The following is a 25508-nucleotide window of genomic DNA, read 5'->3' as shown; positions in this document are numbered from 1 at the left end:
GTCACTTCACCGCGACCTGGGAGATGTCGAGGACGCCGGTCCAGTCGCTGATGACGACGTTGCGTATGTCCTTGCCGTACAGCCGCTTGTAGACCGGGTGGAACAGCGGGACGGTGAGCGCCTGCTCGCCGATCTTCTTGTCCAGCGCGCCCCAGCGGGCGGCGGCGGCCTTGAGGTCGGTCAGCTTGTTGATGGCGTCGATCTCGTCGTTGACGGACGGGTCGTTCAGCTGCGCGGAGTTGAAGTTCGCGCCGTCCTTGACGATCTGGCGGCCGTCGAAGATCGGGGCGAGGAACGGGCCGCCGGACGGCCAGTCGGCACCCCAGTGGGCGAGGAAGAAGCCGGGCTCGGACTTCACGCTCTGCGTCGTGTCCGAGTAGTCGTTGGACTCCAGGCCCTGGAGCCTGACGGTGATACCGGCCTTCTTCAGCGCGTCCTGGATCGCGGTGGCGATCTCGGGGCTGGTCTCGAAGTCCTTGCTGTTGGAGTGGGTCAGCGTGACGGTGAGCCCGTTCTTGTAACCGGCCCGCGCCAGCAGCGCCTTCGCCTTCGCCGGATCGCCCGACGTGCCCGCCGGGAACGGGTCGTACGGCGTGTGGCCGAAGGACTTCTGGTCGGGCAGGAAGGTGGTGGCGGGCTCGGCGAGCGCGGAGCCACCGGCCGCGTTGACGACCGAGGAGCGGTCCACGGCGTAGGCGATGGCCTCGCGGACCTTCGGGTTGTCGAACGGCTTCACCTTCGGGTTGAAGGCGATGTAGTCGGTGTAGCCGAAGTGGCCGGTGCCGACGCGGGAGGCGAGGTTCTTGTCACCGGTGACGCGGGCGAGTTCGGCCGGGCCGAGGTTGGTGTCCGTGGTGACGGACGCGGCGTCCGCCCCTTGGGACGCGGAGAGCCGCTGGTTGATCACCGAGGAGTCGAGGCCCGAGCGGACGTCGATCCTGTCCGGGTACGCCTTGCGCTGCGTGTCGGTGGCCGCCGACCAGTGGGGGTTGCGGGCGAGGATGATCCGCTCGCCGTCGTTCTGGTTGCTGACCACCTTGTACGGGCCCGAGGAGACCGGGTGCTCCTCGTACTTGGTGCCGTCGTCCTTGGCCTTCGGCACGGGCGCGAACTGCGTCTGCGTGGCCAGGTAGGGGAACTCGCCCTCGGGCTTGTTCAGGTGGAACACGAGGGTCCGCGCGTCGGGCGTCCCGATCGCCGACAGCCCCTTCTTGTCCTTGTACGGCCCCTGGTAGTCGGCCGCGCCGGTCAGCCAGTCCCGCAGGTAGGGGGCGCCGCCGGACAGCTCGGGCGCGAACGACCGCTCGATGCCGTACTTGATGTCCGCGCTGGTGATCGGGGTGCCGTCCTCGAACTTCAGCCCCTTCTTCAGGGTGTACGTCCACACGGTGGCGTCCTTGCTGGGGCGCCCGGTGTCGGTGGCGAGGTCGGGGACGACCTTGGCACCGGCCGCGCCGTTCGCGCGGTTGCGGGTGGTCAGCGTGCGGAACACCAGCGAGGGCACGTTGCCGCCGCCGGAGGTGTAGAGCCGCGCCGGGTCGAAGTCGGACTGGGGATTGGCGTTCAGGACCGTGAGGGTGCCGCCCCGGTGCGGCGCGGCGTCGCCTCCGGAGGCCTTGGCATCGCTGTCCTTCGGACCGCAGGCGGCGGCGCCCGCAGCCACGACCAGGCCGACGGTTGCCGCTGCCACGCGGCGCGTTGTGAGGGACGGTTGACGCATCGGATTGACGACCTCTCGGGAAACCGATCGAGAAAATCTCGAAGAGTGAGACGGTGGGACGAGGGATGAGACATCTGAGGACACACGGATGCCTCGGCGTCAGGTCGTCGAGAAGCGCGGGACGGGGTCACCGGCGCGGGAGGGAAATGCGGTCACGACACCGAACGCCGAGGCGGCGGGGAGGGTGTCAGAGGATGTCGGCCACGCAGAGCGCGGTAACGCCGATGAGCGCCAGCTCGATGGCGGCGCTGTTCGATTCGGCGGGACGGGACCACATGCCGAGAAATATGAACGAACATATGACTCATGTCAATGTGACCCGAGCGGTCCCGGTCAACTCCTGGGATACGGCCAGGGATTGGGCAGGCAGTGGATTCCGTCGTGGTCGAGGAACTTCGTCTGCTGCTGCATCACCGGGGCGAGCTGGCCGTCCTTCTGACAGCTCACATGGTTGTGTCCGAGCCGGTGCCCGACTTCGTGATTGATCAGCATTTGCCGGTATGGATAGATTTTGTCCCCGTATGTCGTGCTGCCCTGCGCCCACCGGTAGGCGTTGATCATCACGCGCTCGGTGGACGCGGAGTCGCAGGAGACGTTGTCCTCGGTGGTGTCCAGGCCGGACTTGGCACACCACTCGGCGGTCGTGCCGGGGCTGGCCAGGGTGATCACGAAGTCGGGCCGGCCGGTGGAGATCCGCTCGAAGGTCTTCGCCCCGTCGTGCGCCCAGCTCCGGTCGTCGTTGAGCGTCTGCTGCACGGCCTCCGCGAACAGCGCCCCGTCCAGGCCGAGTCCGCGCTCGACATCCACCCGGTAGCGGTAGAGATGTCCCCGGCCCGGCGCCTTGTCCAGGCCGGGCACGGCGTCGAACTTCCCGGACCCCTTGAGCTCGGCGCTCAGCGGATACGTCCGGCTCATCTTCTGCGTGTACGTCAGCGGTGCCGCGCTCGGCACCACCGAGGGCGCCGTCGGTCCGCCGGTCGCGCCGCCGTCCACCCCGTCGGCGGCCGACCGCGCCACGGCCTGCCCGCCCTGGTCGCCGTCCGCGACCTGCCCGGCCACCACGATCGCCAGCACGGTGGTGACGGCCGCAGCGGCCACACCGGTGAAGGCACGCCCCTTGCCACCGGAACGCGGCGCGGGCCCGGCACCGGCACCGGAAGCACCGGCCACATCGGGAGGCAGCCGGTCACCGCCCCCGGCGCGGGCGGGCGTCCCGACGCCCGCGCCCCCGGAGGAGCGGGGCGTGAGGACGTCGGCCGCGTCGCCGAACGCCTCCAGATACTCCGGGCGCGGTCCGCCCTCGGAGCGACGGCCGGGCCGCTGCTCGCGGGGGCCCCGGGGCCGGGGCGGCGCGATCTCGCGCACCCCCGATGCGGCACCCAACTCGCCCCAGCCGCCGCCAGGTTCACGCTGCTCGGGGTGTCCACCCCGCACCCGCGCCCCGGTGCCGCCGGAACCGGAACCGGATGCCGGTGCGCGCCGCTGTCCCGGCAGTAGTGGCGGCCGGGTCCCGGAGGCGGCGCCCGGTGCGGACGCCTCCCTCTGCTGCTCCGCGCCGCGTTCCGCGGACTCCGCCTTCGGCGCCGGTCCGCGGCGGCTGTGGCGTCCCACCTGTGCCCTCAGCTCCCCGAACCCGTGGCCTCACCGTCGTCGCCCCCGACCGTACCGCCCGCACCGGCACGTGCGCCTCCCCCGGCCCCCCGGAAAGCGTCCGAACCGCTGAACTCGCCCGCGTCCGCGAGGAGTTCACGCACCGCACCGGCCACGATGCCGGGGTACTCCATCATCGCCACATGCCCCGCGTCCGGCAGGCTGAGCAGCCGCGAGTCCCGGAAGGCGCGGGCCGCCCGGCGGGCCATGCGGTACGACACGAGCTGGTCCCGGCCGCCGTAGATCAGCAGCGTCGGCGCGAGCACCCGCTCGGCCTGCCGCCAGAGCCCGTGCTGCCCGCCGAGCGTGTAGGCGTCCACCACCCCGCGCGCGGAGCGTGCCATCGCGTCCCAGAAGTACGGCAGCCTGAGCCGCCGCTCCAGTTCCTCCACCGCCAGGCCGAACGCCTCCGGGGAGACGCGGCCGGGATCGCCGTAGCAGAGGCCCATCACCCCCCGGACGCGCTGCTCGGCCGTCCACTCACGGGTGAACCTGGCGAGCAGCGCCGCCACCCCCGGCACCCCGAGCAGCCCGGTGGGCAGCGCGGTCCGCTGCACCCGGAGTTCGGGCAGCGCGGGCGAGACGAGGGTGAGGGTGCGCACCAGGTCGGGGCGGACGGCGGCGACCCGGGTGGAGACGGCGCCGCCGAGCGAATTGGCGACGAGGTGGACCGGACCGCGCCCGGAGGCGTCCAGGTACCGGATGACCGCGCGGGCGTGCCCGGTGACGGAGTAGTCGCCGTCGTCCGGGGGCGGGGAGTCGCCGAAGCCGGGCAGGTCCAGCGCCTCGCCGTCCACCACGTCCTCCAGCTCGCGCATCAGGGAGGACCAGTTCTGCGAGGAGCCGCCGAGCCCGTGGACGTACAGCGCGGGCGGCAGACCGGAACGGACCGGGGGGCGCGAACGGACCGTCAGGGTGCTGCCCGGCAGGCTCACCGACCGCAGGTGCTCGCCCTCGCCGACCCGGACGGGAGCCACCCGCGGCAGGACGCTCGCTGCGGCCACGGACGGCGATTCGGTCGAAGACATGCGCCAATGTTACGAGACGATCACGCCCCGCCCGCTGTGGGGGCCGTCACAGCACGGGCCGCCCGTCCGGCCATCGCCGCCGGGCAGGCGGGAAGGGCCGAGCAGGCGGAAAGGGCCTAACAGGTCCTACGCTCGGGAGGAGGACTCGTGGCCCCGCCCGTCTACCGGGGCCGCCCTCGGGACTCCGTCGCGGGAAGGGAGCCCGTCATGATCCAGGACCCCACCGAGCCGGACGCCGTCGAGGACGCCCTCGGCAATCCGGGCGGCGCCGACGCGCCGGACCTCGCCGTCGAGGCCCCCGCGGACGACACGGCCGAGCAGCACACCGATCTGGCCCCGCGCGGCGACGAGCCGCTGACCGGCGCGGATCCGGACCGGGGCAGCGAGGGCGACCTCGTGGAGCAGGCCCGTACGGTGACGCTGGACGAGGACGACTACCGCTGAGCCCGGCCCCCGCCGCGCGCCCCGCGCGACGCCCGCCGCCGTCCCCGCGCTGTCCCCGCGCCGCCTCTTCGGGGCCCGGCGGGGGTCCCGCGCGGCTTCCGCCGCCGTCCGGTCCGTGAAATTCTGCGCTCGCACCGCGCACAGCACGGTTACCGAAAAGTACGATGGCCGCGCGGCCGACCACCGCACGTGGACGACATTGGGAGGCGGCGTGAGCGCCATCGAGCAGACTGAGGCGGCCCGCCCGCGCGGCACCCGCCTGCCGCGCCGAGCCCGACGGAACCAACTCCTGGGCGCCGCCCAGGAGGTGTTCGTCGCGCAGGGCTACCACTCGGCCGCGATGGACGACATCGCGGAGCGCGCGGGAGTCAGCAAGCCGGTGCTGTACCAGCACTTCCCCGGCAAGCTGGACCTCTACCTCGCGCTGCTCGACCAGCACTGCGAGTCGCTGATCCAGTCCGTGCGCGCGGCGCTCGCGTCCACCACGGACAACAAGCAGCGCGTCCGCGCCACGATGGACGCCTACTTCGCGTACGTCGAGGACGACGGCGGCGCCTTCCGGCTGGTCTTCGAGTCGGACCTGACCAACGAACCGGCCGTGCGCGAGCGGGTGGACAAGGTCACCAACGACTGCGCCGAGGCGATCTGCGAGGTCATCGCGGAGGACACCGGCCTGTCCGGCGCCGAGTCGATGCTGCTGGCCTCCGGGCTCGGCGGTCTCGCGCAGGTGGTGGCCCGTGCCTGGCTGCACAGCGACCGCAGCGTCCCCCGCGACCAGGCGGTGCAGCTGCTGGCCGGGCTCGCCTGGCGCGGCATCGCCGGATTCCCGCTGCACGGCACCGAACACCACTGACGGCCGCCCCGCACGCACCGCGTGTTCGCTGTCGGCATTCCCGGCGGGCGCCGTGATCGTCCCCTTGCCGGGCTAATGTGTGCAGCGTACGGCGCGGAGGTTCGCGCACTTCACCGACCGTCGGAGGGACATAGCCGTGGAGGTCAAGATCGGCGTGCAGCACGCGCCCCGCGAGATCGTTCTGGAGAGCGGTCAGAGCGTCGAGGAGGTCGAGCGCGTCGTGGCGGAGGCGCTGGCCGGGAAGTCGGCGCTGCTGAGCCTCCAGGACGAGAAGGGCCGCAAGATCCTGGTCCCGGCGGACCGCCTGGCCTATGTGGAGATCGGTGAGCCGACCGTCCGCAAGGTGGGCTTCGGCGCCCTCTAGGACGCACCCGCGAAGAGGGGCCCGGCAGCCGTGGGAAACACGGCCGCCGGGCCCCTCCGCGTTCTCCGACTTGGTGTCCGGGACGCGTGGGGGAGCCACCCGGACGGCTCATGGCCCCTTCCCAGCCGATGATTGCAATCCGCAGGTCACGGGTAGGACGGGCTACGACCGCGAACCACCTGACAGGCTGTGGGAGGACCCCCCGACATGATCCTGGAAGTCATCGGATCCGCTCTGCTCGGACTGGTTCTCGCCTGGGCGTCGGCCCGCCGTCTCGGACGCAGACTGCCCGCCCGGCCCCTGGTCCTGTCCACCGGGGTGGCGGGAGCCCTCTTCGGGGACTTCGTCACGCACAGCGCGCTCGGTCCGGGCAGCGGGGCGCTGAGCCTGCTGGGCGCGGCGGCCGTGTCGGCCGCCTCCCTCTCCCTGCTGCTCCGTCCGGCCGTCCGCGCCGTGCGCCGCCGCTCGGCGCACCCCGCGTGACCGGACACCTGTGACCGGACCCCGTACCACCCCGGCGGCCGGGGGCGCGTGCACCGCGCTCCCGGCCGCCGTCCGTCCGTGAGGCTCCGTCAGGCGGCCAGGCCCAGCGCCGACATCCGCTTGGTGTGCGCCTCGGTGATCCGGGTGAACATCCGGCCGACCTCCGCGAGGTCGAAGCCGTCCGCGACCCCGCCGACCAGCATCGTGGACAGCGCGTCGCGGTCCGCGACGACCCGCTGCGACTGCGACAGCGCCTCGCCCATCAGCCGCCGCGCCCACAGCGCGAGCCGCCCGCCGAGCCGCGGGTCGGCGTCGATCGCGGCCCGCACCTTCTCGACCGCGAACTCCGCGTGCCCGGTGTCGTCCAGCACCGCGAGGACCAGCTCCCGGCTGTCGGTGTCCAGGCGGGCGGCGACCTCCCGGTAGAAGTCGCTGGCGATCGAGTCGCCGACGTACGCCTTGACCAGGCCCTCCAGCCAGTCCGACGGCGCGGTCTGCCGGTGGAAGCCGTCCAAGGCGGCCACGAACGGCTCCATCGCGGCCGTCGGCTCCTCACCGATCTCGGTGAGCCGGTCGCGCAGCCGCTCGAAGTGGCCGAACTCCGCCGACGCCATCTTGGCCAGCTCCGCCTTGTCCGCGAGGGTCGGTGCCAGCTTGGCGTCCTCCGCGAGCCGCTCGAACGCCGCCAGCTCGCCGTACGCCAGCGCGCCGAGCAGGTCCACGACGGCGGCGCGGTACTGCGGGTCGGCGGCGGCGCTCGCCCAGTCCCCGGCGGCCACCCCGGTGCGGGCACCCTCGTTCTGCGCGTTCTGGGCCTTGTCAGAGCTAGTCATGGCCGCACAATAGTCGGCCGGGAGTCCCCTCCGGGCCGACGGCGGAGCAGTGTGACGACCACTACGTGGCGGGACGGGCCGACGCATGTGCGCCGATCCGGGGTATGGTGGTAATGCGCCCTGCCGAGTGCGTCGAGGATGTTCGACGTGTCCGATCGGGCCGCACGCATGGAGGATGCCCGGTCGGTGGCCCGATCGGCTCCGAACCGACAGCCCTCCCCGCCCGTACGGCTCTCCCGTACGACGACCGGAGGGACACCCTCAGCGGTACGAGCGCTAGAGCGTCGGCAGTGGTCCCGTGGCTCACGGCCTACCACCGTGGTACGCCCGCGGCGGCCGACGTCCCCGGCACGGTCAGACCCGGACCCCGCGCTCGCCTCGCACCGCGTACACAGAAGAGGCATGGCCCTGACTACGACGTTCCGAGACCTCGGTATTTTCCCCGAGACCGCCGAAGCCCTTGAGGCAGTCGGCATCGTCAACCCCTTTCCCATCCAGGAGATGACCCTCCCCGTCGCCCTCTCCGGCACGGACGTCATCGGCCAGGCGAAGACCGGCACCGGCAAGACGCTCGGTTTCGGCCTGCCGCTCCTGGAGCGCGTGACCGTCCCCGCCGACGTGGAGGCCGGCCGCGCCGAGCCCGCCGCGCTCACCGAGGCACCCCAGGCCCTCGTGGTGGTCCCCACCCGCGAGCTGTGCACCCAGGTCACCAACGACCTGCTCACCGCGGGCAAGGTCCGCAACGTACGGGTCCTCGCCATCTACGGCGGCCGGGCCTACGAACCCCAGGTCGAGGCGCTGCGCAAGGGCGTCGATGTCGTGGTCGGCACCCCCGGCCGACTGCTCGACCTCGCGGGCCAGAAGAAGCTCGACCTCTCGAAGGTCAAGTGCCTGGTGCTGGACGAGGCCGACGAGATGCTCGACCTGGGCTTCCTGCCCGACGTCGAGAAGATCGTGGACATGCTCCCGGCGTCCCGCCAGACCATGCTGTTCTCGGCGACCATGCCGGGCGCGGTCATCGGTCTCGCCCGCCGCTACATGTCCCGCCCCACCCACATCCGCGCCACCTCGCCGGACGACGAGGGCGCGACAGTCGCCAACATCAAGCAGTTCGTCTACCGGGGCCACTCGATGGACAAGCCGGAGATGATCGCCCGCATCCTCCAGGCCGACGGGCGCGGGCTGGCGATGATCTTCTGCCGTACCAAGCGCACGGCCGCCGACATCGCCGAGCAGCTCCAGCGGCGCGGGTTCGCCTCCGGCGCGGTCCACGGCGACCTCGGGCAGGGCGCCCGCGAGCAGGCGCTGCGCGCCTTCCGCAACGGCAAGGTGGACGTGCTGGTCTGCACCGACGTGGCCGCGCGCGGCATCGACGTCGGCGGTGTCACGCACGTCATCAACTACCAGTCCCCCGAGGACGAGAAGACGTATCTGCACCGCGTGGGCCGCACCGGCCGCGCGGGCGCGAAGGGTACCGCCGTCACCTTCGTGGACTGGGACGACATCCCGCGCTGGCAGCTGATCAACAAGGCGCTGGAGCTGGACTTCAACGACCCGGTGGAGACGTACTCCACCTCCCCGCACCTCTTCTCCGACCTCGGCATCCCCGAGGGCACCAAGGGCGTCCTGCCCCGCTCGGAGCGGACCCGCGCGGGCCTCGCGGCGGAGGAGCTGGAGGACCTGGGCGAGACCGGCGGGCGCGGTGCGCGCGGCGGTCGCGGCGGGCGGGGCGGACGCCCCGACCGCGAGACCCCGGCCCCGGCTTCGGCTCCGGCCGAGCGCGAGCGGACCCGCACCCCGCGCAACCGCCGCCGTACGCGCGGCGGAGCCCAGCTGGACGCCGTCGCCCCGGCCGCGTCGGCGCCCGCCGCCGGTCCCGTCGAGGAGACGGCCGGTCCGCGCACCCCGCGCCGCCGTCGCCGCACCCGTGGTGCGGCGCAGGGCGCGCCGGTGACCGAGGCCGCCGTCGCCGCCGCACCCGCCGAGGCCGCGGTCGAGGCCGTGGAGACGGTGGAGGCCACCGAGCCCCAGCAGCCGCGCCGTCGCCGCACCCGCCGCCCGGCGGCGGAGCAGGCGGCGCCGACCGTGGAGGCCGCCGCCCCGGTGGCCGAGCCCGTGGCGGCCGAGGCTCCGGTGGAGGTGGCGGCCGAGGCTCCGGCCGCGACCAAGCCGCGCCGCACCCGCAAGGCCGCCGCCGCCGTGACCGCCGTCGAGACGGCGGAGGGTACGGAGGCCACGGAGGTTAAGCCGCGCCGCACCCGCAAGAAGGCGGAGCCCGTCGTGGCGACGGCGGAGGCCGTGGCCGACACCGCGGAGCCGGTGGAGACCAAGCCGCGCCGGACCCGGAAGAAGGCGGAGCCCGTCGCGGAGACGGCGGAGGTCGCCGAAGCCGTGGTGGCGGAGGCCAAGCCCCGCCGCACCCGCAAGGCGGCCGTCGCCGCCGTCGAGACCGCCGAGGGTACGGAGGCCAAGCCGCGCCGCACGCGCAAGGCCGTCGCCGCCGAGCCGGTGGCCGTCGAGGGCGCCGAGGCCGAGGTGAAGCCGCGCCGCACCCGGAAGAAGGCGGAGCCCGTCGTGGAGACGGCGGACGCCGCAGTGGTGGCGGAGGCCAAGCCGCGCCGGACCCGCAAGGCGGCCGTGAAGGCGGTCGTGGCGGAGATCCCCGCCCAGGCCACCGAGGCACCGGAGGCGGAGACCAAGCCCCGCCGCCGCACCCGCAAGGCCGCGGCGGCCCCGGAAGCCACCGAAGCCTGACCCCCGCGTCACCGCCAGGTTGCCCGGCCCCCCGGCAAGGGGGTCCGGGCAACCGGCGTTTCTCCGGTACCGCGGCACGGTCCCGGAGAGCCGCCCGGACCCCGGCCGGTACGGACCCGCACCCCGCAACCCCCGCGCCCCGGCGGCCGGTTAGCCTCTCCCCATGAGCCGACCCGACACCTTCGTCCCGCCCCCCGGTGCCCGCGCCCACGCGCTGCGGACCGCGCGCGGGGAGTTCGCGGTGGTGGACGGCGCCGTGGCGGAGGGCGTGGCGGCGCGCGGGGTCGTCCTGCTGCTGCCGGGCTACACCGGGAGCAAGGAGGACTTCAACCCGCTGCACGCCCCGCTGGCCGCGCGCGGATACCGTACGGTCGCCGTGGACGGGCGGGGGCAGTTCGAGTCGGCGGGTCCGACGGACGACGAAACCCCTTACGCGCAGGACGAGTTGGCACGTGACGTGCTCGCGCAGGCGGCGGCCGTCGGCGCACCCGTGCATCTGCTGGGCCACTCGCTGGGCGGTCTCGTGGCCCGTGCCGCGCTGCTCATGGACGCCACCCCGTTCGCCACGCTCACGCTGATGTCCTCGGGCCCGGCGGAGATCTCGGCGCCGCAGCGGGAGCGGGTGAAGCTGCTGCGGGACGCGCTCGCGGTGCTGACCCCGGCCGAGGTGTGGGCCGCGATGCGGGCGATGGAGCGGGGCGGGGACTCCGGGGCGGTCGGGCTGGACGGCGGCCTGGCCGACCGGGCGGACCTGCGCCGCCGCTGGATCGCCACCAGCCCGGCCCAACTCGTCGTCACCGGACGCCAGTTGTGCACCGAGCCGGACCGGGTCGCGGAACTCGCGGCGCGGGGACTGCCGTACCACGTGCTGTCCGGGGCGCGGGACGACGTGTGGCCGGTGGAGCTGCTGGACGCGATGGCGGAGCGGCTGGGCGCGCGGCGGACCGTGATCGCGGGGGCGGAGCACTCCCCCAACACCGACCGCCCGGCGGAGACGGCCCGCGCCCTGGCGGACTTCTGGGACGCCCACCCCGCGCATCCCGCCCGGCCGCAGGAGTCGTAGGAGGCGCAGGACCCCGCGGGAGCCACGGCCGGTCAGAACTGCGTCTGGATGTGCTCCCAGAACCCGTCCCGCAGCACACGCCGCAGATCCGCCTGGCCGCGCAGGGAGTACGCCAGCAGCCCTTCCGCCTCGACCAGCAGATCCTGGTCCACCGAGCCCGGCAGGTACGGGTGGCCGGGCAGCAGCTCGCCCATCGGTTCACGGCCCCGCTCGGCCAGCCACTTCGCGGCGATCCGGGCGCCGACGAACCGTACGTCGTCGCGGGTGGGCCGGACACCGGGCGCGGCCTCGTGGACGGCGGCGGTGCGCCGGGAGACGTACGGCTTGAAGAAGTCGAGGTCCAGGGTGCGCTGGCTGTCCACCTCCCAGAGCAGCGGCTCGGCCTGGTTGCGTCCCTCGGGCGCCTCGATGCCCCACAGGTGCACCCGCGCGCCGTACCCCTGCGCGGCCTCCACCGCCGAGACGAGGTCCTCGTCACCGCCGAGCAGGGCCGCGTCGCTGATGGCGCGGTGCCGGGCGAGGGACTCCAGGTCGGTGCGGATGAGGGAGTCCACGCCCTTCTGCTGGTTGTTGGCGTTGAGGTTGCCGAGCCGGACCTTGACGTCGGGCAGTTCCGCGATGCTCTGCTGCTCGGCGGTGTGGATGCGGCGCCGGGCGCCGTCGTACCAGTAGACGCGCAGCAGTCGGCTGTCGGCGAAGATCGTGCGGGCCTTGTCGATCAGCGCGTCGATGAGGCCCTCGGTGTCGAGGTCGAAGGCGCGGCGGTCCTCGGTCCCGGCGACCAGCCGTCCGGCGGCGGCGTAGAGGTAGCCCGCGTCCACGAAGATCGCGTGGGTGGACGGCGTCTTGGCCACCTCCGCGAGCATGCGCCGCAGCAGCTCGTTGGCGTGGTCGATGCGGGCGGCGAGGGCCGCCAGGTCGTCGTTCATCGCTTCCCATTGTCCTGTCGGTCACGCTGCGAACACAACCGGTCCCGCTGGGTCCCGTAACACACCGCTTACCGGTCAGTAATTAGTCGTTCGAAAAATTTCCTTAGCGTAGGGAATGTTCTTCGGGCGGTTCCCGTTGACTCAGTACGGACACAGAAACCCAGTAGTTCTCCGCAGGAGGATGACCAGACGAAGGGAGAAGCCCATGCGCTTCGAGATCATGCGACTCGACGAGGTCAACGGCACGCCCGTGGACAGCACCGTCGTGGACGCCGCCTCCGTCAACCGGATCGTGCAGCAGGCCGCCGCCATCGGGCAGCGCCTGTGGATCCGCCCGGCCGACACCCCGGCCTCGTAACTCACGTCTTCCGGGGGAGCCGAGCCAACGCTCTCAGCTCCCCCGGATCACCTGAGTGACCCCGTTGATGATCTGCTGCACGGCGATCGCGGAGAGCATCATGCCCGCGAGCCGGGTCACCAGGACGACACCGCCGTCCTTGATCACGCGGATGATCAGCAGCGAGTAGCGCATCACCAGCCACAGCACGACGTGGATGGCCAGGATCGCGGACCACACCGAGACCTGCGTGGCGACACTCCCCGCCTTCTGCACGGCGAGGATCACCGACACGATGGCTCCCGGCCCGGCGAGCAGCGGCATGCCGAGCGGCACGAGGGCGACGTTGACGTCCTTGGTCTGCTTGGGCTCGTCGGTCTTGCCGGTGAGCAGGTCCAGCGCGATCAGCAGGAGCAGCAGCCCGCCGGAGATCATCAGCGCGGGCACCGAGACGTGCAGGTAGTCGAGGATCTGGTGGCCCAGCACGCCGAACGTGGCGATCACGCCACCGGCGACACAGACGGCCTGGAGGGCCATCCGGCGCTGGACCTTCGCGGGGCGTCCCGCGGTCAGCGCCAGGAAGATCGGGGTGATCCCCGGCGGGTCCATGATGACGAACAGGGTCAGGAACAGGGAGCCGAACACGGCGAGGTCGAACATGGGGTGGTACGGGCCTTGCGTAAGAGGGTGAACGGGGGAGACGGCGCGGTCGGTGCCCGCGCCGGGGGCGGCCACGGGGGCCGGGAGGACCGGCGTGACCGGGTGGACCCGGTGGTCCGGTGGCGGGTCGGGAGATTCGGGTCCGCGTCCGGGGCCGGGGCCGCTTGATCCGGAATCAGGTATTCCGGTCGATGTCGGGCCAGGGTGACCCCGGAGCGGGAGAAGCGCCCGGAGGTATGGGAAGGGGTCAGGCTCCGCCGGCTCCGGGGACCGGGAACGCGCCGGTGGCCCGCCGCACGATCTCCCCGTACACCTCGGGGTCGGTCGTGTTCTCGCCGAGCGCGACGGTCTTGCGGCTGCCGTGGTAGTCGGAGGACCCGGTGACCAGCAGCCCGAGGTCGGCGGCGAGCGAGCGCAGCCGGGCGCGGGCGGCGGGGTCGTGGTCGGTGTGCTCGACCTCGATGCCGTCGAGTCCGGCCGAGGCGAGCGCGGCGACGGTCTCCTCCGGGACCGTGCGGCCCCGCTTGGCGGCGGCCGGGTGGGCGAGGACGGTGACCCCGCCCGCGCCCCTGACCAGCCGGATCGCCTCGAACGGATCGGTCTCGTGCTTGGGCGCGTGGGCCCGCCCGCCGTCGGCGAGCCAGTCCGGGGTGAACGCGTCGCTCACCGTCTCCACCACACCCAGCTCCACCAGGGCGGTCGCCACGTGCGGTCGGCCCACCGAACCCCCGGCGGCGATCCGGTCCACCTGCTCCCAGGTGACGGGCACCCCGAGGCCGTTCAGCTTCGCCACCATCGCGCGGGCGCGCGGCACCCGGTCGTCCCGGACCAGCTCGCGCTCGGCGAGCAGTGCGGGCTCCTCGGGATCGAAGAGATAGGCGAGCAGATGCATCGGGACACCGTCCACCCGGCAGGACAGCTCGGCACCGGTGACCAGGGTCAGCCCGCCCGGCAGCGCGGCCGTGGCCTCGGCGTACCCGCGGGTGGTGTCGTGGTCGGTGAGGGCGACGACGTCCAGCCCGGCGGCGGCCGCGCCGCGCACCAGCTCGGCCGGGGTGTCCGTGCCGTCGGACGCCGTGGAGTGGCAGTGCAGGTCGATGCGCACGGCGACTCCGGACGGGAACGGGACGGAAGGGGACACCCAAGGATAGCCTTCGCGTCTCCGTGCTCCGGTCAGCCCCCCACCCGCCCTGCGCCCCCTACACCGCCGCCCCTTGCCCCCGGCTCTCCCACGGCGCCACCGCACTGCGGGCGCCCCGGTTCACGGCCCCAGCAGCCGGGGGGACAGCGCGCCGCAGGGGACGAGGTCGAGTTCGGCGCCCGCGTCGCGCAGATCGGTCAGCACCAGCTCGTCGTACATCAGCAGCCCCGCCTGCTCGGGCCACATCACCGCCCACAGCCACATGCCGAGCGCCTCGCCCGCGAAGACCGCGCGGTCGCCGGGTGCCCGGTGGACGTGCCAGAGCGGGGTGGGACGACCGGCGGCGAGCACCTTCGCCTCCGGGGGCTTCTCCATGTCCAGCAGGGCGCCGGGGTCGGGGCCGTCGATGCCCGCGTAGCGTGCGCCGAGTCCGACGCCCAGCTCCTCCGCGACGAGGATCATCTCCCCGGCGCCGCCGAGCGGGCCGGGGCCCGAGCAGGCGACGGCGCTGGCCCGGCCGCCGCTCCGGTCGTCACCCGCACCGGCCACGCCGGTGAACAGCCAGCCGACGGGGAGCGGCCACGGCATCCAGACGGGGACGCGGGTGCGGTGCACCACGGCGCCCAGCGCATCGACGCTCGGCGGTATCACGGGCTGCATGGGGTGGACCGCCCCGTGCGCGTCGCACTGCCAGGCGTCGGCGAAGAGTCCGGGAGCCCGGACCCGGCCACCACACTTCGGGCAACTGGGTTCGCCCCTCATAGAGCCCCACGGTCCTCCCCGGACCGGCCCGCGTCAAGGACGATCACCCGCCCGGCCGCGCCCCGCGTCGGCGCCCCCGGCCGCGCGGTCGGGTGGCCGGTCCCCGGCCGGGCGTCAACTCCCTTGACCGCGCGATGTCTTGGTGAGCTTGCTCACGCCGCCGGGGTGTCCAGGGGGGCGGAGCGGCGGGCCGGGTCGCGTAGATCGGTGCCGTGTGCGAGCCACTGCTCGTGCAGCGCCCGCGCGCCGTGCACCCGCTTCCAGGCGGCCTCGTTCGGCGTCATCGGCAGCAGCGGCAGGAACCGTACGGCCTCCAGCGGGGCGTCCAGTTCCAGGTCCTCGACCAGGCCGCCGGGCTCGCCGACCAGCACCGAGGTGAAGGGGGCGCCGGGCCACAGCGGGCCACCGGTGTCCAGGGACGCGCCGGGCGCCACGACCACCCCCTCGACCTGCGGGGACGCGGCCAGCACGGCGAGCGGCCTGAGCACCCGGTCGGTGTCGGCGACGCCCGCGCGCACCGTGAGGACCAGTTCGGCGCGGGGACCGGCGACGGGGTCCGCGACCAGCGCGGTGGGGTCGCTCATGGGGTGCGCGGACATGCCGAGCGTGGCGTACCGGACGAGGTCCCCCTCGCGGAACCGGAGCACCTCGATGCGGTCCGTGCCGAGGAAGGTGACGGCGGCGCGCGCGTCCGGCGCGCCCAGCGCGGTGGTCAGCCGGGCCTCGGTGAGGGGAAGGACATCAGCCATGCGGCGAGCATAGAACTCGTCAGTGGCGGGCAAAGCGGCGCCTTGACAGAGAAGCCGACTGCTACGCTGCCGATGGTTCGGGCAGCGCGCGTCACAGCGTCGCTACGGGTCCCGACGCTGAGACTCCCTTACGAGGGACCGGCCGGAGGAGGTGGGGCTGTCATGGATCGAAGTCGGCCGTGCAGTACCACTCGCTCTTCCCGCCGCTGATCTGAATCCGGCCTCTGTCGCCTCATTCCCGCTTCGCGGTCCAGAAGAGCACTTCGTCTCGCTTTGCCTGATCTGTCTGACCTGCATCAGTTATGCATCGGCAGCGAAGCCGCCACCGTGACGGTGCGGTGCTCCCCGCTTTGTGGACGAGCCAAACCTCATTTCCCCGCCCGCCGGGGAAACCGCCGCAGGACGTCCTCATTCCGGGTAGTTCCACCCGTTCCCCGCGTGGGCTCGCCGCCCGCCCGCGAAGGAGCCTGCCCATGTCGATGATCCGCGACCTGCGCGCCGTGGTCCGTCCCGCCTCCCGCGTCTCGCCGCGCAAGGAGAAGACCCTCACCAGTACGCCGTACGACGCCACGCGTGCCCCCGGTTCCCCGTCCGCCGTGGTGGACTGCGCGGTCTACCGGGACGGCGCGCGGGTGCCCTGCGACCGGCCGCTCACCCCGCACGAGGCGATGCGCCAGGTGCGCCGGGACGGCGGCTTCGTCTGGATCGGCCTGCACGAGCCGACCGAGGAGGAGTTCGCCGGTATCGCGCGGGAGTTCGGGCTGCACCCGCTGGCCGTCGAGGACGCCGTGCAGGCACACCAGCGGCCGAAGCTGGAGCGCTACGACGACTCCCTGTTCACCGTGTTCAAGACCATCCACTACGTCGAGCACGACCGGCTCACCGCGACCAGCGAGGTCGTCGAGGCGGGCGAGGTCATGTGCTTCACCGGCCGGGACTTCTTCATCACCGTCCGGCACGGCGGCCAGGGCTCGCTGCGCGCACTGCGCCACCGCCTCCAGGACGACCCCGAACTGCTCGCCAAGGGCCCCTCGGCGGTGCTGCACGCCATCGCGGACCATGTGGTGGACGGCTACATCGCGGTCGCGGACGCCGTGCAGGACGACATCGACGAGGTGGAGACCGAGGTCTTCTCCCCCGGTCGGCGCGGCGGGGTCTCGCGCGGTGTGGACTCGGCGCGGATCTACCAGCTCAAGCGCGAGGTACTGGAGTTCAAGCGCGCGGTGGCCCCGCTGCTGCGGCCCATGCAGCTGCTGAGCGAGCGGCCGATGCGGCTGGTGGACCCCGACATCCAGAAGTACTTCCGGGACGTCGCCGACCACCTCGCCCGCGTCCAGGAGCAGGTGCTGGGCTTCGACGAACTGCTGAACTCGATCCTCCAGGCCAACCTGGCGCAGGCGTCGGTCGCGCAGAACGAGGACATGCGCAAGATCACCGCCTGGGCCGCGATCATCGCCGTGCCGACGATGGTGTGCGGGGTGTACGGCATGAACTTCACCTACATGCCGGAGACGCACTGGCGGTACGGATACCCGGTGATCATGGGGGTCACCGCCCTGCTCTGTCTCGCCATCCACCGCACGCTGAAGCGGAACGGCTGGCTCTGAGCCCGGCCGCCTGGACAGGACGCGTGTATGGGCCGCGTCGATAGGCTGGGCGGTATGACGAGCGAGCTGCTGGAGCGGGCCCTGATCGAGGAGGCCGCCAAGAAGTCCGGCCTGGTCTGGGTGCGGGGTTCCGGGGCGGACGCGGCCCGTCCGCTGTGGCACGTGTGGCACGAGGGCGCGGTGTGGGTGGTCGGGGACGGGCCGGGCGAGCAGCCGCTGACCGGGCTCGCCGACGGCTCCACCGCCGAGGTGACCGTGCGCGGCAAGGACAAGGGCGGCCGGCTGGTGAGCTGGCCCGCGTCGGTGTCCGAGGCGGCACCGGGGTCCGGGGCCTGGGAGGCGGCGGTGGCCGAGCTGCGCGGCAAGCGGCTGAACGCGCCGGACGCCGAGCGGATGCCGGAGCGCTGGGCACGGGAGTGCCGGGTGCTGCGGCTCGCCCCCGCCGGGAGCCCGCTGCCCGCCCCCACCGGGGACCTCGCCGCCCGTCCGCTGCCCACCCCGGCGACCACCCGGCGCCCGGCCCCGGCCGCGCTGCCGAGGCTGCTGGCCGGACGGAAGCGGCGGAAGAAGGGCTGACCCGCGCGGCGGGGCGCCGGTCAGGAGGCCGGGAGCTGCCTGCCGTAGTCCACGGTCTCGGACCGCTTCGGCCGCTCCACGGAGAAGTCCCGTCCCCAGTCGGAGAAGCGCAGGGTGCCCGCGCCGCCGCCGCGCTCCAGGCGCAGCGGGTACGGCGTGCCCTTCAGGGAGACGTCCAGGGTGCCGCCCGCGCCCCCGTCGCCGGTGACCCGGACCGTGCGGGTGCCCGCCTCCTCGTGGCGTCCGGCGGTGGCCAGCGAGCCGTGCAGCGTCAGCAGTCCGTCGAGGAGGACGTCCTTGTCCGTGAACCCGCTGAACTTCTTGTACGCGGGGTCGCTGCTCGGCACCCTCACGTACTTGCCGTCGAGCTTCCCGGCCGCCGCCGAGTCGCCGCCGTGGCTCCAGAAGGCGCGGTCGGCCTTGAGATACAGCTCCTCGCCGGTCCTGAGCAGGCCGAACGTCGAGCCCCCCGAGGTGACCGAGCCGGTGCCGCCGCCGCTCTTGAGGCGCATGTCCAGCCGGTACGTACGCCCGCTGGTGACCACCGTCCCGGCCAGCCGGACCGCTCCGGCCGCGTCGGCGGCGGCGAGCGTACGGGCCTGGATCTTCGCCGGGGCCAGCTTCCCCACGCCGTTGGTTCCCGCGTCCGGGTCCTCGTCGCCACAGCCTGTCAGCACCGGCGCGACCGTCACGGCCAGCGCGCACACCGCCGCGGCGAACACGGCCCGGCGGGTCCGGCCCTGGGGAATCGGAGTCACGGGTGGCGCTGCCTCTCTGACGGTCCGGTACGGCGCACCGCAGCGTACCGGGGCGGGAGCGGCGCCACCGAGCCGGTCCGTCCGGACCGCCCCACCAGGGCGTATCCGATCGGTACGGGCTAGCCTGAAGCGCACGCGAGCGGGCAGGCAGAGAGACAGCGGTCCCCCGGCACGGCGAGCAAAGGAAGCACACTCATGGCAGGCGGCGCCCCGCGCATCTTCGTCTCGCACCTCGCCGGGGTCCCGGTCTTCGACCCGGCGGGCGATCAGGTGGGACGGCTGCGCGATCTGGTCGCCATGCTCCGGGTCGGCCGCCGTCCGCCGCGCGTCCTCGGCCTGGTCGTCGAACTCGCCACCCGCCGCCGTATCTTCCTGCCGATGACCCGCGTCACCGGCGTCGATTCCGGCCAGGTCATCACGACCGGCGTGCTCAACGTCCGCCGGTTCGAGCAACGGCCCACCGAGCGGCTGGTCTTCGGGGAGCTGCTGGACCGGCGGGTGACGCTCGCCGAGACCGGCGAGGAGGTCACCGTCCTGGACCTGGCCGTGCAGCAGCTGCCCGCGCGGCGGGAGTGGGAGATCGACAAGGTCTTCGTCCGCAAGGGCCGCCGGGCCGGGGCGTTCCGGCGGGCGAAGGGCGAGACGCTGACCGTGGAGTGGTCCGGGGTCACCGGGTTCTCCCTGGAGGAGCACGGCCAGGGCGCCGAGAACCTGCTCGCCACCTTCGAACAGCTCCGCCCCGCCGACCTCGCCAACGTGCTGCACCACCTCTCCGCCAAGCGGCGCGCGGAGGTCGCCGCCGCCCTGGACGACGACCGGCTCGCGGACGTACTGGAGGAGCTGCCCGAGGACGACCAGATCGAGATCCTCGGCAAGCTCAAGGAGGAGCGCGCCGCCGACGTACTGGAGGCGATGGACCCCGACGACGCGGCCGACCTGCTCTCCGAGCTGCCCGAGGGCGACAAGGAGCGGCTGCTCAGCCTGATGCAGCCCTCCGAGGCCGCCGACGTGCGCCGTCTGATGTCGTACGAGGAGCACACCGCGGGCGGGCTGATGACGACCGAGCCGATCGTGCTGCGCGCGGACGCGACGGTCGCCGACGCGCTCGCCCGCGTCCGCAACCAGGACCTCTCCCCCGCGCTCGCCGCGCAGGTCTACGTCTGCCGCCCGCCCGACGAGACCCCGACCGGCAAGTACCTGGGCACCGTGCACTTCCAGCGGCTGCTGCGCGACCCGCCGTACACCCTGGTCGGCTCGCTGGTGGACGACGACCTGCGCCCGCTGGACCCGGACGCCACGCTGCCGGTGATCGCCGGGTTCTTCGCCACCTACGACATGGTCGCGGCGCCCGTGGTGGACGAGTCCGGGTCGCTGCTCGGCGCGGTCACCGTGGACGACGTACTGGACCACATGCTGCCCGACGACTGGCGGGAGACGGAGTTCCACCTCGACGAGGAACTCGGTGAGGGAGAGGAGACGGCACGTCATGGCGGCTGACCGCGACCCCGCCCGCGACCGGAGCCCGGCCGGTGCCACCGCCGCGCCGCGCCCCCGCGCGGCCCGGCTGGACCAGCCGCGCGCACCGCGCCACCGCTTCCTGCCGGAGTACGACCCGGAGGCGTTCGGACGGCTGTCGGAGCGGATCGCCCGCTTCCTGGGCACCGGGCGGTTCATCGTCTGGATGACGGTCGTCATCATCGTCTGGGTGGTGTGGAACATCGCCGCGCCCGCGCATCTCCGCTTCGACCAGTACCCGTTCATCTTCCTGACGCTGATGCTGTCCCTCCAGGCGTCCTACGCGGCGCCGCTGATCCTGCTCGCGCAGAACCGGCAGGACGACCGGGACCGGGTCAACCTGGAGCAGGACCGCAAGCAGAACGAGCGGTCCATCGCGGACACCGAGTACCTGACCCGTGAGGTGGCCGCGCTGCGGATGGGGCTCGGGGAGGTCGCCACGCGCGACTGGATCCGCTCCGAACTCCAGGATCTGGTGAAGGAGCTGGAGGAGCGCCGCCGTGCCGACGGCCATGCCGGGCCCGGCAGCCACTCGGCGTTCCGCACCCACCAGGTGGATCTCCCGGCCGACCGGGACACCGACGACCGCTGAGGCGCCTCCCGGCGGGGGTCCGCTCCGCCGTACCATCGACGTATGGCTACGGAAGACGCGGTGCGCGAAGCGCTGTCCACGGTGAACGACCCCGAGATCAACCGGCCCATCACCGAACTGGGAATGGTCAAGTCGGTGGAGATCGGCGCGGACGGGGCGGTCGCGGTGACCGTGTACCTGACCGTCTCCGGCTGCCCGATGCGCGAGACGATCATCTCGCGGGTGACCGAGGCGGTCTCCCGCCTCGAAGGGGTCACGCGGGTGGACGTGGCGCTGGACGTGATGAGCGACCAGCAGCGCCGGGAGCTGGCGGAGGCGCTGCGCGGCGGGCAGGCCGAGCGCGAGGTGCCGTTCGCCAAGCCGGGCAGCCTGACCCGGGTGTACGCGGTCGCCTCCGGCAAGGGCGGCGTCGGCAAGTCCTCGGTGACGGTGAACCTGGCGGCGGCGATGGCCGCCGACGGACTGAAGGTCGGGGTCGTGGACGCCGACATCTACGGCCACTCGGTGCCCCGGATGCTGGGCGCGGACGGCCGTCCCACCCAGGTCGAGAACATGATCATGCCGCCGTCCGCGAACGGCGTGAAGGTCATCTCCATCGGCATGTTCACGCCGGGCAACGCGCCGGTGGTGTGGCGCGGGCCGATGCTGCACCGCGCGCTCCAGCAGTTCCTTGCGGACGTGTACTGGGGTGACCTGGACGTGCTGCTGCTGGACCTGCCGCCGGGCACCGGTGACATCGCCATCTCGGTGGCGCAGCTGGTGCCGAACGCGGAGATCCTGGTGGTGACGACACCTCAGCAGGCCGCCGCCGAGGTCGCGGAGCGGGCCGGGTCCATCGCGGTGCAGACGCACCAGAAGATCGTCGGCGTGGTGGAGAACATGTCCGGGCTGCCCTGCCCGCACTGCGGCGAGATGCTCGACGTGTTCGGCACCGGCGGCGGCCAGGCCGTCGCGGACGGACTCACCCGCACCACCGGCGCCACGGTGCCGGTGCTGGGCAGCATCCCGATCGACGTGCGGCTGCGGGAGGGCGGCGACGACGGCCGTCCGGTCGTCCTCACCGACCCCGACTCCCCGGCGGGCTCGGCCCTGCGCGCCATCGCGGGCAAGCTGGGCGGCCGGGCGCGCGGACTGTCGGGGCTGTCCCTGGGGATCACCCCGAAGAACAAGTTCTGAGCAGGTCGGCGGGCCTTCCCGCCACGGGAAAGGGGGCGCCCCGCGGGGCGCCCCCTTTCCCGTGCTCCCGCGCGGCTCAGGCGTACGCGGCGATGTCCTTGACGACCGCGAAGGCGAGACCGTACGCGCTCATGCCCCGGCCGTACGCGCCGAGGTGGACGCCCTGCCCGGTGGTACCGGCGAGGACCCAGCCGAACTCGGACTCGCGGTAGTGGAAGGGCATGGGCACACCGTCCACGGGGAGGGAGAGGGAGGACCACTCCTCGCCGTCGAGGTCGTCGGCCAGCTCCCAGGCGGTCTCGGTCTGCTGGTCCAGCCAGTCGTCGCGCAGGCTGTGGTCCATCTGGCCGGGCCACGTGAAGGACAGCAGGCCGACCCCGGCGAGCCAGGCGGCGGAGGAGACCGAGGTGGCCTCCAGCAGCCCGGTGCCGTCGGCGCTCCTGCGGGACGGGTTGGCGGCGACGGTGACCACCACCGCGAACTTCTCGCGGGGCTCGTCGGCGGCAGCGGCGGCCGTGTGCTCGTTGCGCACCGAGGGCTCGTCACCGTGCCCGGTCGATCCGTGCTCCACCGTGCCGTCCGCCGCCGCGGCGACCTGCATCAGCCAGCGCGGCCCCGTGAACGCCTCGTCGAGGCCGTACCACGGGAAGGGCGCCTGAAGGTAGCCGTCGATCGCACGGCGGGCGCCGGGGCGCTGCCCGCCCGCCGCGGCCGTGTTCGCACCCACCCGACTCGTCGTCTCCATGTGCCGGACGCCTCCTCGATCTCGTCGGACCGGGGCCGCCCGCCCCCCTTCGGGCGTACTCCTCCGGTCCGCACAACGACTCGGCAGCATATCCACACCGCCGGGGACGGCCGGGAAACCGGGCGGCGCGTGGCCCCCGCTGACGCTCCGTTGGCGTCGTACCGGGGGGGTCGGAGGGGGTCGGAACGCCATGAAACGCGTCACGTCCGACGGAGGGGCGGGGTGGTGACGCCGGGTCAGTGGAATCCGACGGGTCGTAAGACGCGTAGGACTCAGCCGACTCGGACGGCTCGGGCGACCGGACGGCTCAGGTGGCGTCGGCGTCGAACGGCGGGTGGTCGTCCTTGCCGGGCTGCTCGGGCTTCTTGGTCATGTCGATCCGGCCGGACCCGTTGGCGGAGGGCACGACCGAGGCGGCGGAGGCGGCGGACGTGATGTCCCGCCCGTTGACCGAGTCGGTGACGTCGGCCATCTCCTTCTTCAGGTCGAAGCCGCTGCGGATGTCCCGCAGGCCGAACTCGTCGTTGTCCAACTGCTTACGCAGGAAGGTCTTGGGGTTGAGGTCCTCGAACTCGAAGTCCTTGAACTCCGGGCCCAGTTCGCTGCGGATGTCCTGCTTGGCGCTGTCGGAGAACTCCCGGACCTTGCGGATCATCCGGGTGACGTCCTGGATGAACTTCGGCAGCTTGTCCGGTCCGAAGACGATCACCGCAAGGACGACGAGCGTCAGCAGCTCCAGCGGCCCTATGTCATTGAACACCAGTCACTCCTCGGGATGCCCTCGGTCGCTCCACGGTACCCGCCGCCCCGCCCGTACCGGTACTGCCCCGAGGGGAGACTTCGACCCGATCCGGGCGAAGGGTCCCCCAGGAGCGCGTCCGCGCCCCGCTCGGTCCGCCCCGTTCCGCTCAGCGGGACTCGTGACCGCGGGGCGTCGGGGTGGGGGTGGTGGCCGGAGTGGGGGTGGGGGTGTTCGTGGGGGTCGGTGGGGCGGCGGTCCAAGCGGAGAGGGGGTAGGGAGTGACCGGGCCCGGGGGGCGTATCAGGGGGGAGACGGCGGCCACGCCCGCCATGAGGGGGGTGGTGGTCTCGTTGACCGCCTCCCGGACGGGGCCCGTGGACTGGGCCGGCATACCGGGGAGCAGCGGGGCCGAGCGGGAGGTCGCGGCGGCCGGGGTGCCGTCGGACCGGGCGGGCTGGGCGGCGAGGGTGCGGCGGCGCTGGGTCTCGGGGGTGGCCGGGACCGCGCCCGCCGAGCGGGCCGGGAGGACGCTGCCGCTGCCCGCGCCGGTCCGGGCCTCGGCGCTGCTGTCGCCCGGCAGCGCGGTGGTCACCCCACCGAGGGCGACGGCGGCCAGGGAGACCGCTCCGGCGGCGGCCACGGCGAACCTGAGTCCGCGCGAGGAGCCGCGCTCGGCCTCGGGACGGCCGACCGGGTGGATACGGAAACCGCGCTCCTCGGCCGGGGTGTGCCCGACCGGGGCGTAGCCGAACGCGAAGCGGTCGCCGCCGCGCAGGTCGAAGACGCCGGGCTCGCCGCCGCGGCCGGGCAGGCCGGGACCGGACAGCGGGGAGTCGCCGTCTCCGCCGGGCAGACCCTGGAGGCGGGCGAGCAGGCTCGCGGAGGGCGGCGGCGGGGCCGCTTCGGCGAACACGTTCTTCAGCCGCCGCTGGGCATCGGCCTCGGCCTTGCACCGGGCGCAGGTGGCCAGGTGGGCGAGGACGCGCTCGCGGGTCTCGTGGCCCAGCTCGCCGTCCACCAGGGCGGAGAGCCGGTCGCCCAGGTGCTGTTCCGCGAAGCGGGTGTGCAGGGGTTTGGGATGTGTGCCGCTCACGCCGTCGCGCCCCCTCCTCCCAGCGCGGGGACACGCCCCATGAACGAGCGCCGCTCGGCCTTGCGCGCCTCCGGGGACCGGTGCGCGAGCGCCTTGCGGAGCTGGGAGCGCCCGCGGTGGATGCGGGAGCGGACCGTGCCGAGCTTCACGCCGAGGGTCGCGGCGATCTCCTCGTACGACAGTCCTTCGATGTCGCACAGGACGACGGCGGCGCGGAACTCGGGCGCGAGGGTGTCCAGGGCCTGCTGCACGTCGGCGTCGAAGTGGGCGTCGTTGAAGACCTGCTGGGGGTTGGGCTCGCGGCTGGGCAGCCGCTCGGCCGCGTCCTCGCCGAGCGCGTCGAAGCGGATGCGCTGCTTGCGGCGGACCATGTCCAGGAACAGGTTGGTGGTGATCCGGTGCAGCCAGCCCTCGAAGGTGCCCGGGGAGTACGTGGACAGCGAGCGGAAGACGCGCACGAAGACCTCTTGCGTCAGGTCCTCCGCGTCGTGCTGGTTGCCCGTGAGCCGGTAGGCCAGGCGGTAGACCCGACCGCTGTGCGTGCTGACGATCTCCTCCCAGCTGGGCGGAGTCCACGCCTGCCCGTCCGCGTCGGTGGTGAAGGTCGCGGTCTGGGTCTCGCCGGGATCGGAGCCGGCGGTGTGGCTGGCGTGAGCAGCGGTGTCGGTCACGGATTTCGGCCTGCCCGCCCCGAGGAAGCGCCGCAGCACTCCGCCCCGGTCCTCGGACGTGGCCGCACCTCCCCTGTCGGCTCTGGTGATGTCCAGTGGAGACCCCACCATAGCCACGTCGCCCGTTAGCTCCGGATAAGCGGTTTTGCCTGAGTTAAAGAAGGAACCTCGCGCCCCGTCGGGCGGCGGCGGTGTCCGCTCGCCTACCTCGTCCACCTCTCGCACCTCTCGTCCCCCGTCCCGTCCGGGTGCACCGGCTCACG

At 73.2% G+C, this 25508-nt stretch carries 27 protein-coding genes; 12 read left to right on the top strand and 15 right to left on the bottom strand.

Features of this window, described 5'->3' with window-relative positions; genetic code table 11:
* Position 1: 1 nt before the first annotated feature.
* The 4 genes from KUM39_RS01950 to KUM39_RS01940 form a co-directional block, all read right to left on the bottom strand.
* Entirely contained in the window at positions 2-1720 is a 1719-nt protein-coding gene (locus KUM39_RS01950; RefSeq protein ID WP_217783570.1) for an ABC transporter substrate-binding protein, read from the bottom strand.
* A 187-nt stretch (positions 1721-1907) separates the two neighbouring features.
* Positions 1908-1997, bottom strand: a complete 90-nt coding sequence (locus tag KUM39_RS28740) for an Ms4533A family Cys-rich leader peptide (protein WP_372455691.1) — start codon at positions 1995-1997, stop codon at positions 1908-1910.
* Positions 1998-2053: 56 nt separating this feature from the next.
* Positions 2054-3331, bottom strand: a complete 1278-nt coding sequence (locus KUM39_RS01945; protein ID WP_217783569.1) for a DUF3152 domain-containing protein — start codon at positions 3329-3331, stop codon at positions 2054-2056.
* Between the two features lie 8 nt (positions 3332-3339).
* A complete protein-coding gene (locus KUM39_RS01940; protein ID WP_217783568.1) occupies positions 3340-4398 on the bottom strand; it encodes an alpha/beta fold hydrolase in 1059 nt (352 codons plus the stop codon).
* A gap of 207 nt (positions 4399-4605) precedes the next feature.
* On the opposite strand from KUM39_RS01940, the gene KUM39_RS01935 reads away from it, so the two are divergent.
* The 4 genes from KUM39_RS01935 (at position 4606) to KUM39_RS01920 (ending at position 6542) form a co-directional block, all read left to right on the top strand.
* Positions 4606-4842 carry a hypothetical protein gene (locus tag KUM39_RS01935; protein ID WP_217783567.1) on the top strand — a complete coding sequence of 79 codons (237 nt, stop codon included), beginning with the start codon at positions 4606-4608 and terminating at the stop codon, positions 4840-4842.
* 211 nt (positions 4843-5053) lie between these two features.
* Positions 5054-5695, top strand: a complete 642-nt coding sequence (locus KUM39_RS01930) for a TetR/AcrR family transcriptional regulator (RefSeq protein ID WP_217783566.1) — start codon at positions 5054-5056, stop codon at positions 5693-5695.
* A 136-nt stretch (positions 5696-5831) separates the two neighbouring features.
* Positions 5832-6059 carry a DUF3107 domain-containing protein gene (locus tag KUM39_RS01925; RefSeq protein ID WP_217783565.1) on the top strand — a complete coding sequence of 76 codons (228 nt, stop codon included), beginning with the start codon at positions 5832-5834 and terminating at the stop codon, positions 6057-6059.
* Between the two features lie 207 nt (positions 6060-6266).
* Positions 6267-6542 (top strand): hypothetical protein, encoded by a 276-nt coding sequence (locus KUM39_RS01920; protein WP_217783564.1) that lies wholly within the window; start codon positions 6267-6269, stop codon positions 6540-6542.
* Positions 6543-6631: 89 nt separating this feature from the next.
* Here the strand turns inward: KUM39_RS01920 and KUM39_RS01915 are convergent, their stop codons facing one another.
* Positions 6632-7375: a ferritin-like fold-containing protein gene (locus KUM39_RS01915; protein WP_217783563.1), complete on the bottom strand. Its 744-nt coding sequence runs from the start codon at positions 7373-7375 to the stop codon at positions 6632-6634.
* Positions 7376-7777: 402 nt separating this feature from the next.
* On the opposite strand from KUM39_RS01915, the gene KUM39_RS01910 reads away from it, so the two are divergent.
* Together KUM39_RS01910 and KUM39_RS01905 are read left to right on the top strand one after the other, a co-directional pair.
* Complete coding sequence (locus KUM39_RS01910; protein WP_217783562.1) at positions 7778-10129, top strand: DEAD/DEAH box helicase; 2352 nt, start codon at positions 7778-7780, stop codon at positions 10127-10129.
* A 163-nt stretch (positions 10130-10292) separates the two neighbouring features.
* Complete coding sequence (locus KUM39_RS01905) at positions 10293-11192, top strand: alpha/beta fold hydrolase (protein WP_217783561.1); 900 nt, start codon at positions 10293-10295, stop codon at positions 11190-11192.
* A gap of 32 nt (positions 11193-11224) precedes the next feature.
* Here KUM39_RS01905 and KUM39_RS01900 read toward each other — a convergent pair whose 3' ends face one another.
* Positions 11225-12121 carry an NYN domain-containing protein gene (locus KUM39_RS01900; protein ID WP_217783560.1) on the bottom strand — a complete coding sequence of 299 codons (897 nt, stop codon included), beginning with the start codon at positions 12119-12121 and terminating at the stop codon, positions 11225-11227.
* Between the two features lie 205 nt (positions 12122-12326).
* Between KUM39_RS01900 and KUM39_RS01895 the strand changes: the two genes are divergently transcribed.
* Positions 12327-12479 carry a DUF8834 family protein gene (locus KUM39_RS01895; protein ID WP_217783559.1) on the top strand — a complete coding sequence of 51 codons (153 nt, stop codon included), beginning with the start codon at positions 12327-12329 and terminating at the stop codon, positions 12477-12479.
* Between the two features lie 33 nt (positions 12480-12512).
* Here KUM39_RS01895 and KUM39_RS01890 read toward each other — a convergent pair whose 3' ends face one another.
* The 4 genes from KUM39_RS01890 to KUM39_RS01875 form a co-directional block, all read right to left on the bottom strand.
* On the bottom strand, positions 12513-13118 hold the full coding sequence (locus tag KUM39_RS01890) for a MarC family protein (RefSeq protein WP_217783558.1): 606 nt from the start codon (positions 13116-13118) through the stop codon (positions 12513-12515).
* A 247-nt stretch (positions 13119-13365) separates the two neighbouring features.
* On the bottom strand, positions 13366-14223 hold the full coding sequence (locus KUM39_RS01885) for a PHP domain-containing protein (RefSeq protein WP_217783761.1): 858 nt from the start codon (positions 14221-14223) through the stop codon (positions 13366-13368).
* A 156-nt stretch (positions 14224-14379) separates the two neighbouring features.
* The gene (locus KUM39_RS01880) at positions 14380-15021 is read right to left on the bottom strand and encodes a DUF6758 family protein (RefSeq protein ID WP_217783557.1); all 642 of its coding nucleotides are present in this window, start codon (positions 15019-15021) and stop codon (positions 14380-14382) included.
* A gap of 152 nt (positions 15022-15173) precedes the next feature.
* Positions 15174-15770, bottom strand: a complete 597-nt coding sequence (locus tag KUM39_RS01875) for a suppressor of fused domain protein (RefSeq protein WP_217783556.1) — start codon at positions 15768-15770, stop codon at positions 15174-15176.
* A gap of 473 nt (positions 15771-16243) precedes the next feature.
* On the opposite strand from KUM39_RS01875, the gene KUM39_RS01870 reads away from it, so the two are divergent.
* Together KUM39_RS01870 and KUM39_RS01865 are read left to right on the top strand one after the other, a co-directional pair.
* Positions 16244-17377: a magnesium and cobalt transport protein CorA gene (locus KUM39_RS01870; protein WP_217783555.1), complete on the top strand. Its 1134-nt coding sequence runs from the start codon at positions 16244-16246 to the stop codon at positions 17375-17377.
* A 54-nt stretch (positions 17378-17431) separates the two neighbouring features.
* Positions 17432-17953, top strand: coding sequence for a hypothetical protein (locus KUM39_RS01865; RefSeq protein WP_217783554.1), 522 nt, complete (start codon positions 17432-17434; stop codon positions 17951-17953).
* A gap of 20 nt (positions 17954-17973) precedes the next feature.
* Here KUM39_RS01865 and KUM39_RS01860 read toward each other — a convergent pair whose 3' ends face one another.
* Positions 17974-18711, bottom strand: coding sequence for a hypothetical protein (locus KUM39_RS01860; protein ID WP_217783553.1), 738 nt, complete (start codon positions 18709-18711; stop codon positions 17974-17976).
* A gap of 195 nt (positions 18712-18906) precedes the next feature.
* Between KUM39_RS01860 and KUM39_RS01855 the strand changes: the two genes are divergently transcribed.
* From KUM39_RS01855 to KUM39_RS01845, 3 genes are read left to right on the top strand one after another with little or no spacing between them, the layout of a single operon-like run.
* Entirely contained in the window at positions 18907-20208 is a 1302-nt protein-coding gene (locus KUM39_RS01855) for a magnesium transporter MgtE N-terminal domain-containing protein (protein WP_217783552.1), read from the top strand.
* Positions 20198-20818 carry a DUF1003 domain-containing protein gene (locus KUM39_RS01850; RefSeq protein ID WP_217783551.1) on the top strand — a complete coding sequence of 207 codons (621 nt, stop codon included), beginning with the start codon at positions 20198-20200 and terminating at the stop codon, positions 20816-20818. The genes KUM39_RS01855 and KUM39_RS01850 overlap by 11 nt, the downstream gene beginning before the upstream one ends.
* Positions 20819-20860: 42 nt before the next feature.
* The gene (locus KUM39_RS01845) at positions 20861-21994 is read left to right on the top strand and encodes an Mrp/NBP35 family ATP-binding protein (protein ID WP_217783550.1); all 1134 of its coding nucleotides are present in this window, start codon (positions 20861-20863) and stop codon (positions 21992-21994) included.
* A 76-nt stretch (positions 21995-22070) separates the two neighbouring features.
* On the opposite strand, the gene KUM39_RS01840 is transcribed toward KUM39_RS01845, so the two are convergent.
* The 4 genes from KUM39_RS01840 to sigE all read right to left on the bottom strand — a co-directional run bounded on the left by KUM39_RS01840 (position 22071) and on the right by sigE (position 25284).
* Positions 22071-22739, bottom strand: a complete 669-nt coding sequence (locus tag KUM39_RS01840; RefSeq protein WP_217783549.1) for a hypothetical protein — start codon at positions 22737-22739, stop codon at positions 22071-22073.
* Positions 22740-23046: 307 nt separating this feature from the next.
* Positions 23047-23499 (bottom strand): sec-independent translocase, encoded by a 453-nt coding sequence (locus KUM39_RS01835; RefSeq protein ID WP_217783548.1) that lies wholly within the window; start codon positions 23497-23499, stop codon positions 23047-23049.
* Positions 23500-23647: 148 nt separating this feature from the next.
* On the bottom strand, positions 23648-24574 hold the full coding sequence (locus tag KUM39_RS01830) for a zf-HC2 domain-containing protein (protein ID WP_217783547.1): 927 nt from the start codon (positions 24572-24574) through the stop codon (positions 23648-23650).
* On the bottom strand, positions 24571-25284 hold the full coding sequence (sigE, locus tag KUM39_RS01825; RefSeq protein ID WP_217783760.1) for an RNA polymerase sigma factor SigE: 714 nt from the start codon (positions 25282-25284) through the stop codon (positions 24571-24573). Before sigE ends, KUM39_RS01830 begins: the two co-directional genes overlap by 4 nt.
* Between the last annotated feature and the right edge of the window lie 224 nt (positions 25285-25508).

The sequence above is a fragment of the Streptomyces corallincola genome (assembly GCF_019104725.1).
GTDB classification, from domain to species: Bacteria; Actinomycetota; Actinomycetes; order Streptomycetales; family Streptomycetaceae; genus Streptomyces; species Streptomyces corallincola.
The sequence above is the reverse complement of the archived record's forward strand: the minus strand, read 5'-3'. Positions and strand labels throughout refer to the sequence as shown.

Bases quoted from the DNA above. Each gene is read 5' to 3' on its own strand.
- KUM39_RS01905 (WP_217783561.1), top strand. From the start codon at position 10,293: ATGAGCCGACCCGACACCTTCGTCCCGCCCCCCGGTGCCCGCGCCCAC.
- KUM39_RS01935 (WP_217783567.1), top strand. From the start codon at position 4,606: ATGATCCAGGACCCCACCGAGCCGGACGCCGTCGAGGACGCCCTCGGC.
- KUM39_RS01855 (WP_217783552.1), top strand. From the start codon at position 18,907: ATGGCAGGCGGCGCCCCGCGCATCTTCGTCTCGCACCTCGCCGGGGTC.
- KUM39_RS28740 (WP_372455691.1), bottom strand. From the start codon at position 1,997: ATGTGGTCCCGTCCCGCCGAATCGAACAGCGCCGCCATCGAGCTGGCG.
- KUM39_RS01845 (WP_217783550.1), top strand. From the start codon at position 20,861: ATGGCTACGGAAGACGCGGTGCGCGAAGCGCTGTCCACGGTGAACGAC.
- KUM39_RS01850 (WP_217783551.1), top strand. From the start codon at position 20,198: ATGGCGGCTGACCGCGACCCCGCCCGCGACCGGAGCCCGGCCGGTGCC.
- KUM39_RS01865 (WP_217783554.1), top strand. From the start codon at position 17,432: ATGACGAGCGAGCTGCTGGAGCGGGCCCTGATCGAGGAGGCCGCCAAG.
- KUM39_RS01880 (WP_217783557.1), bottom strand. From the start codon at position 15,021: ATGAGGGGCGAACCCAGTTGCCCGAAGTGTGGTGGCCGGGTCCGGGCT.
- KUM39_RS01895 (WP_217783559.1), top strand. From the start codon at position 12,327: ATGCGCTTCGAGATCATGCGACTCGACGAGGTCAACGGCACGCCCGTG.
- KUM39_RS01910 (WP_217783562.1), top strand. From the start codon at position 7,778: ATGGCCCTGACTACGACGTTCCGAGACCTCGGTATTTTCCCCGAGACC.
- KUM39_RS01840 (WP_217783549.1), bottom strand. From the start codon at position 22,739: ATGGAGACGACGAGTCGGGTGGGTGCGAACACGGCCGCGGCGGGCGGG.
- KUM39_RS01920 (WP_217783564.1), top strand. From the start codon at position 6,267: ATGATCCTGGAAGTCATCGGATCCGCTCTGCTCGGACTGGTTCTCGCC.
- KUM39_RS01900 (WP_217783560.1), bottom strand. From the start codon at position 12,121: ATGAACGACGACCTGGCGGCCCTCGCCGCCCGCATCGACCACGCCAAC.
- KUM39_RS01940 (WP_217783568.1), bottom strand. From the start codon at position 4,398: ATGTCTTCGACCGAATCGCCGTCCGTGGCCGCAGCGAGCGTCCTGCCG.
- KUM39_RS01870 (WP_217783555.1), top strand. From the start codon at position 16,244: ATGTCGATGATCCGCGACCTGCGCGCCGTGGTCCGTCCCGCCTCCCGC.
- KUM39_RS01950 (WP_217783570.1), bottom strand. From the start codon at position 1,720: ATGCGTCAACCGTCCCTCACAACGCGCCGCGTGGCAGCGGCAACCGTC.
- KUM39_RS01890 (WP_217783558.1), bottom strand. From the start codon at position 13,118: ATGTTCGACCTCGCCGTGTTCGGCTCCCTGTTCCTGACCCTGTTCGTC.
- KUM39_RS01875 (WP_217783556.1), bottom strand. From the start codon at position 15,770: ATGGCTGATGTCCTTCCCCTCACCGAGGCCCGGCTGACCACCGCGCTG.
- KUM39_RS01915 (WP_217783563.1), bottom strand. From the start codon at position 7,375: ATGACTAGCTCTGACAAGGCCCAGAACGCGCAGAACGAGGGTGCCCGC.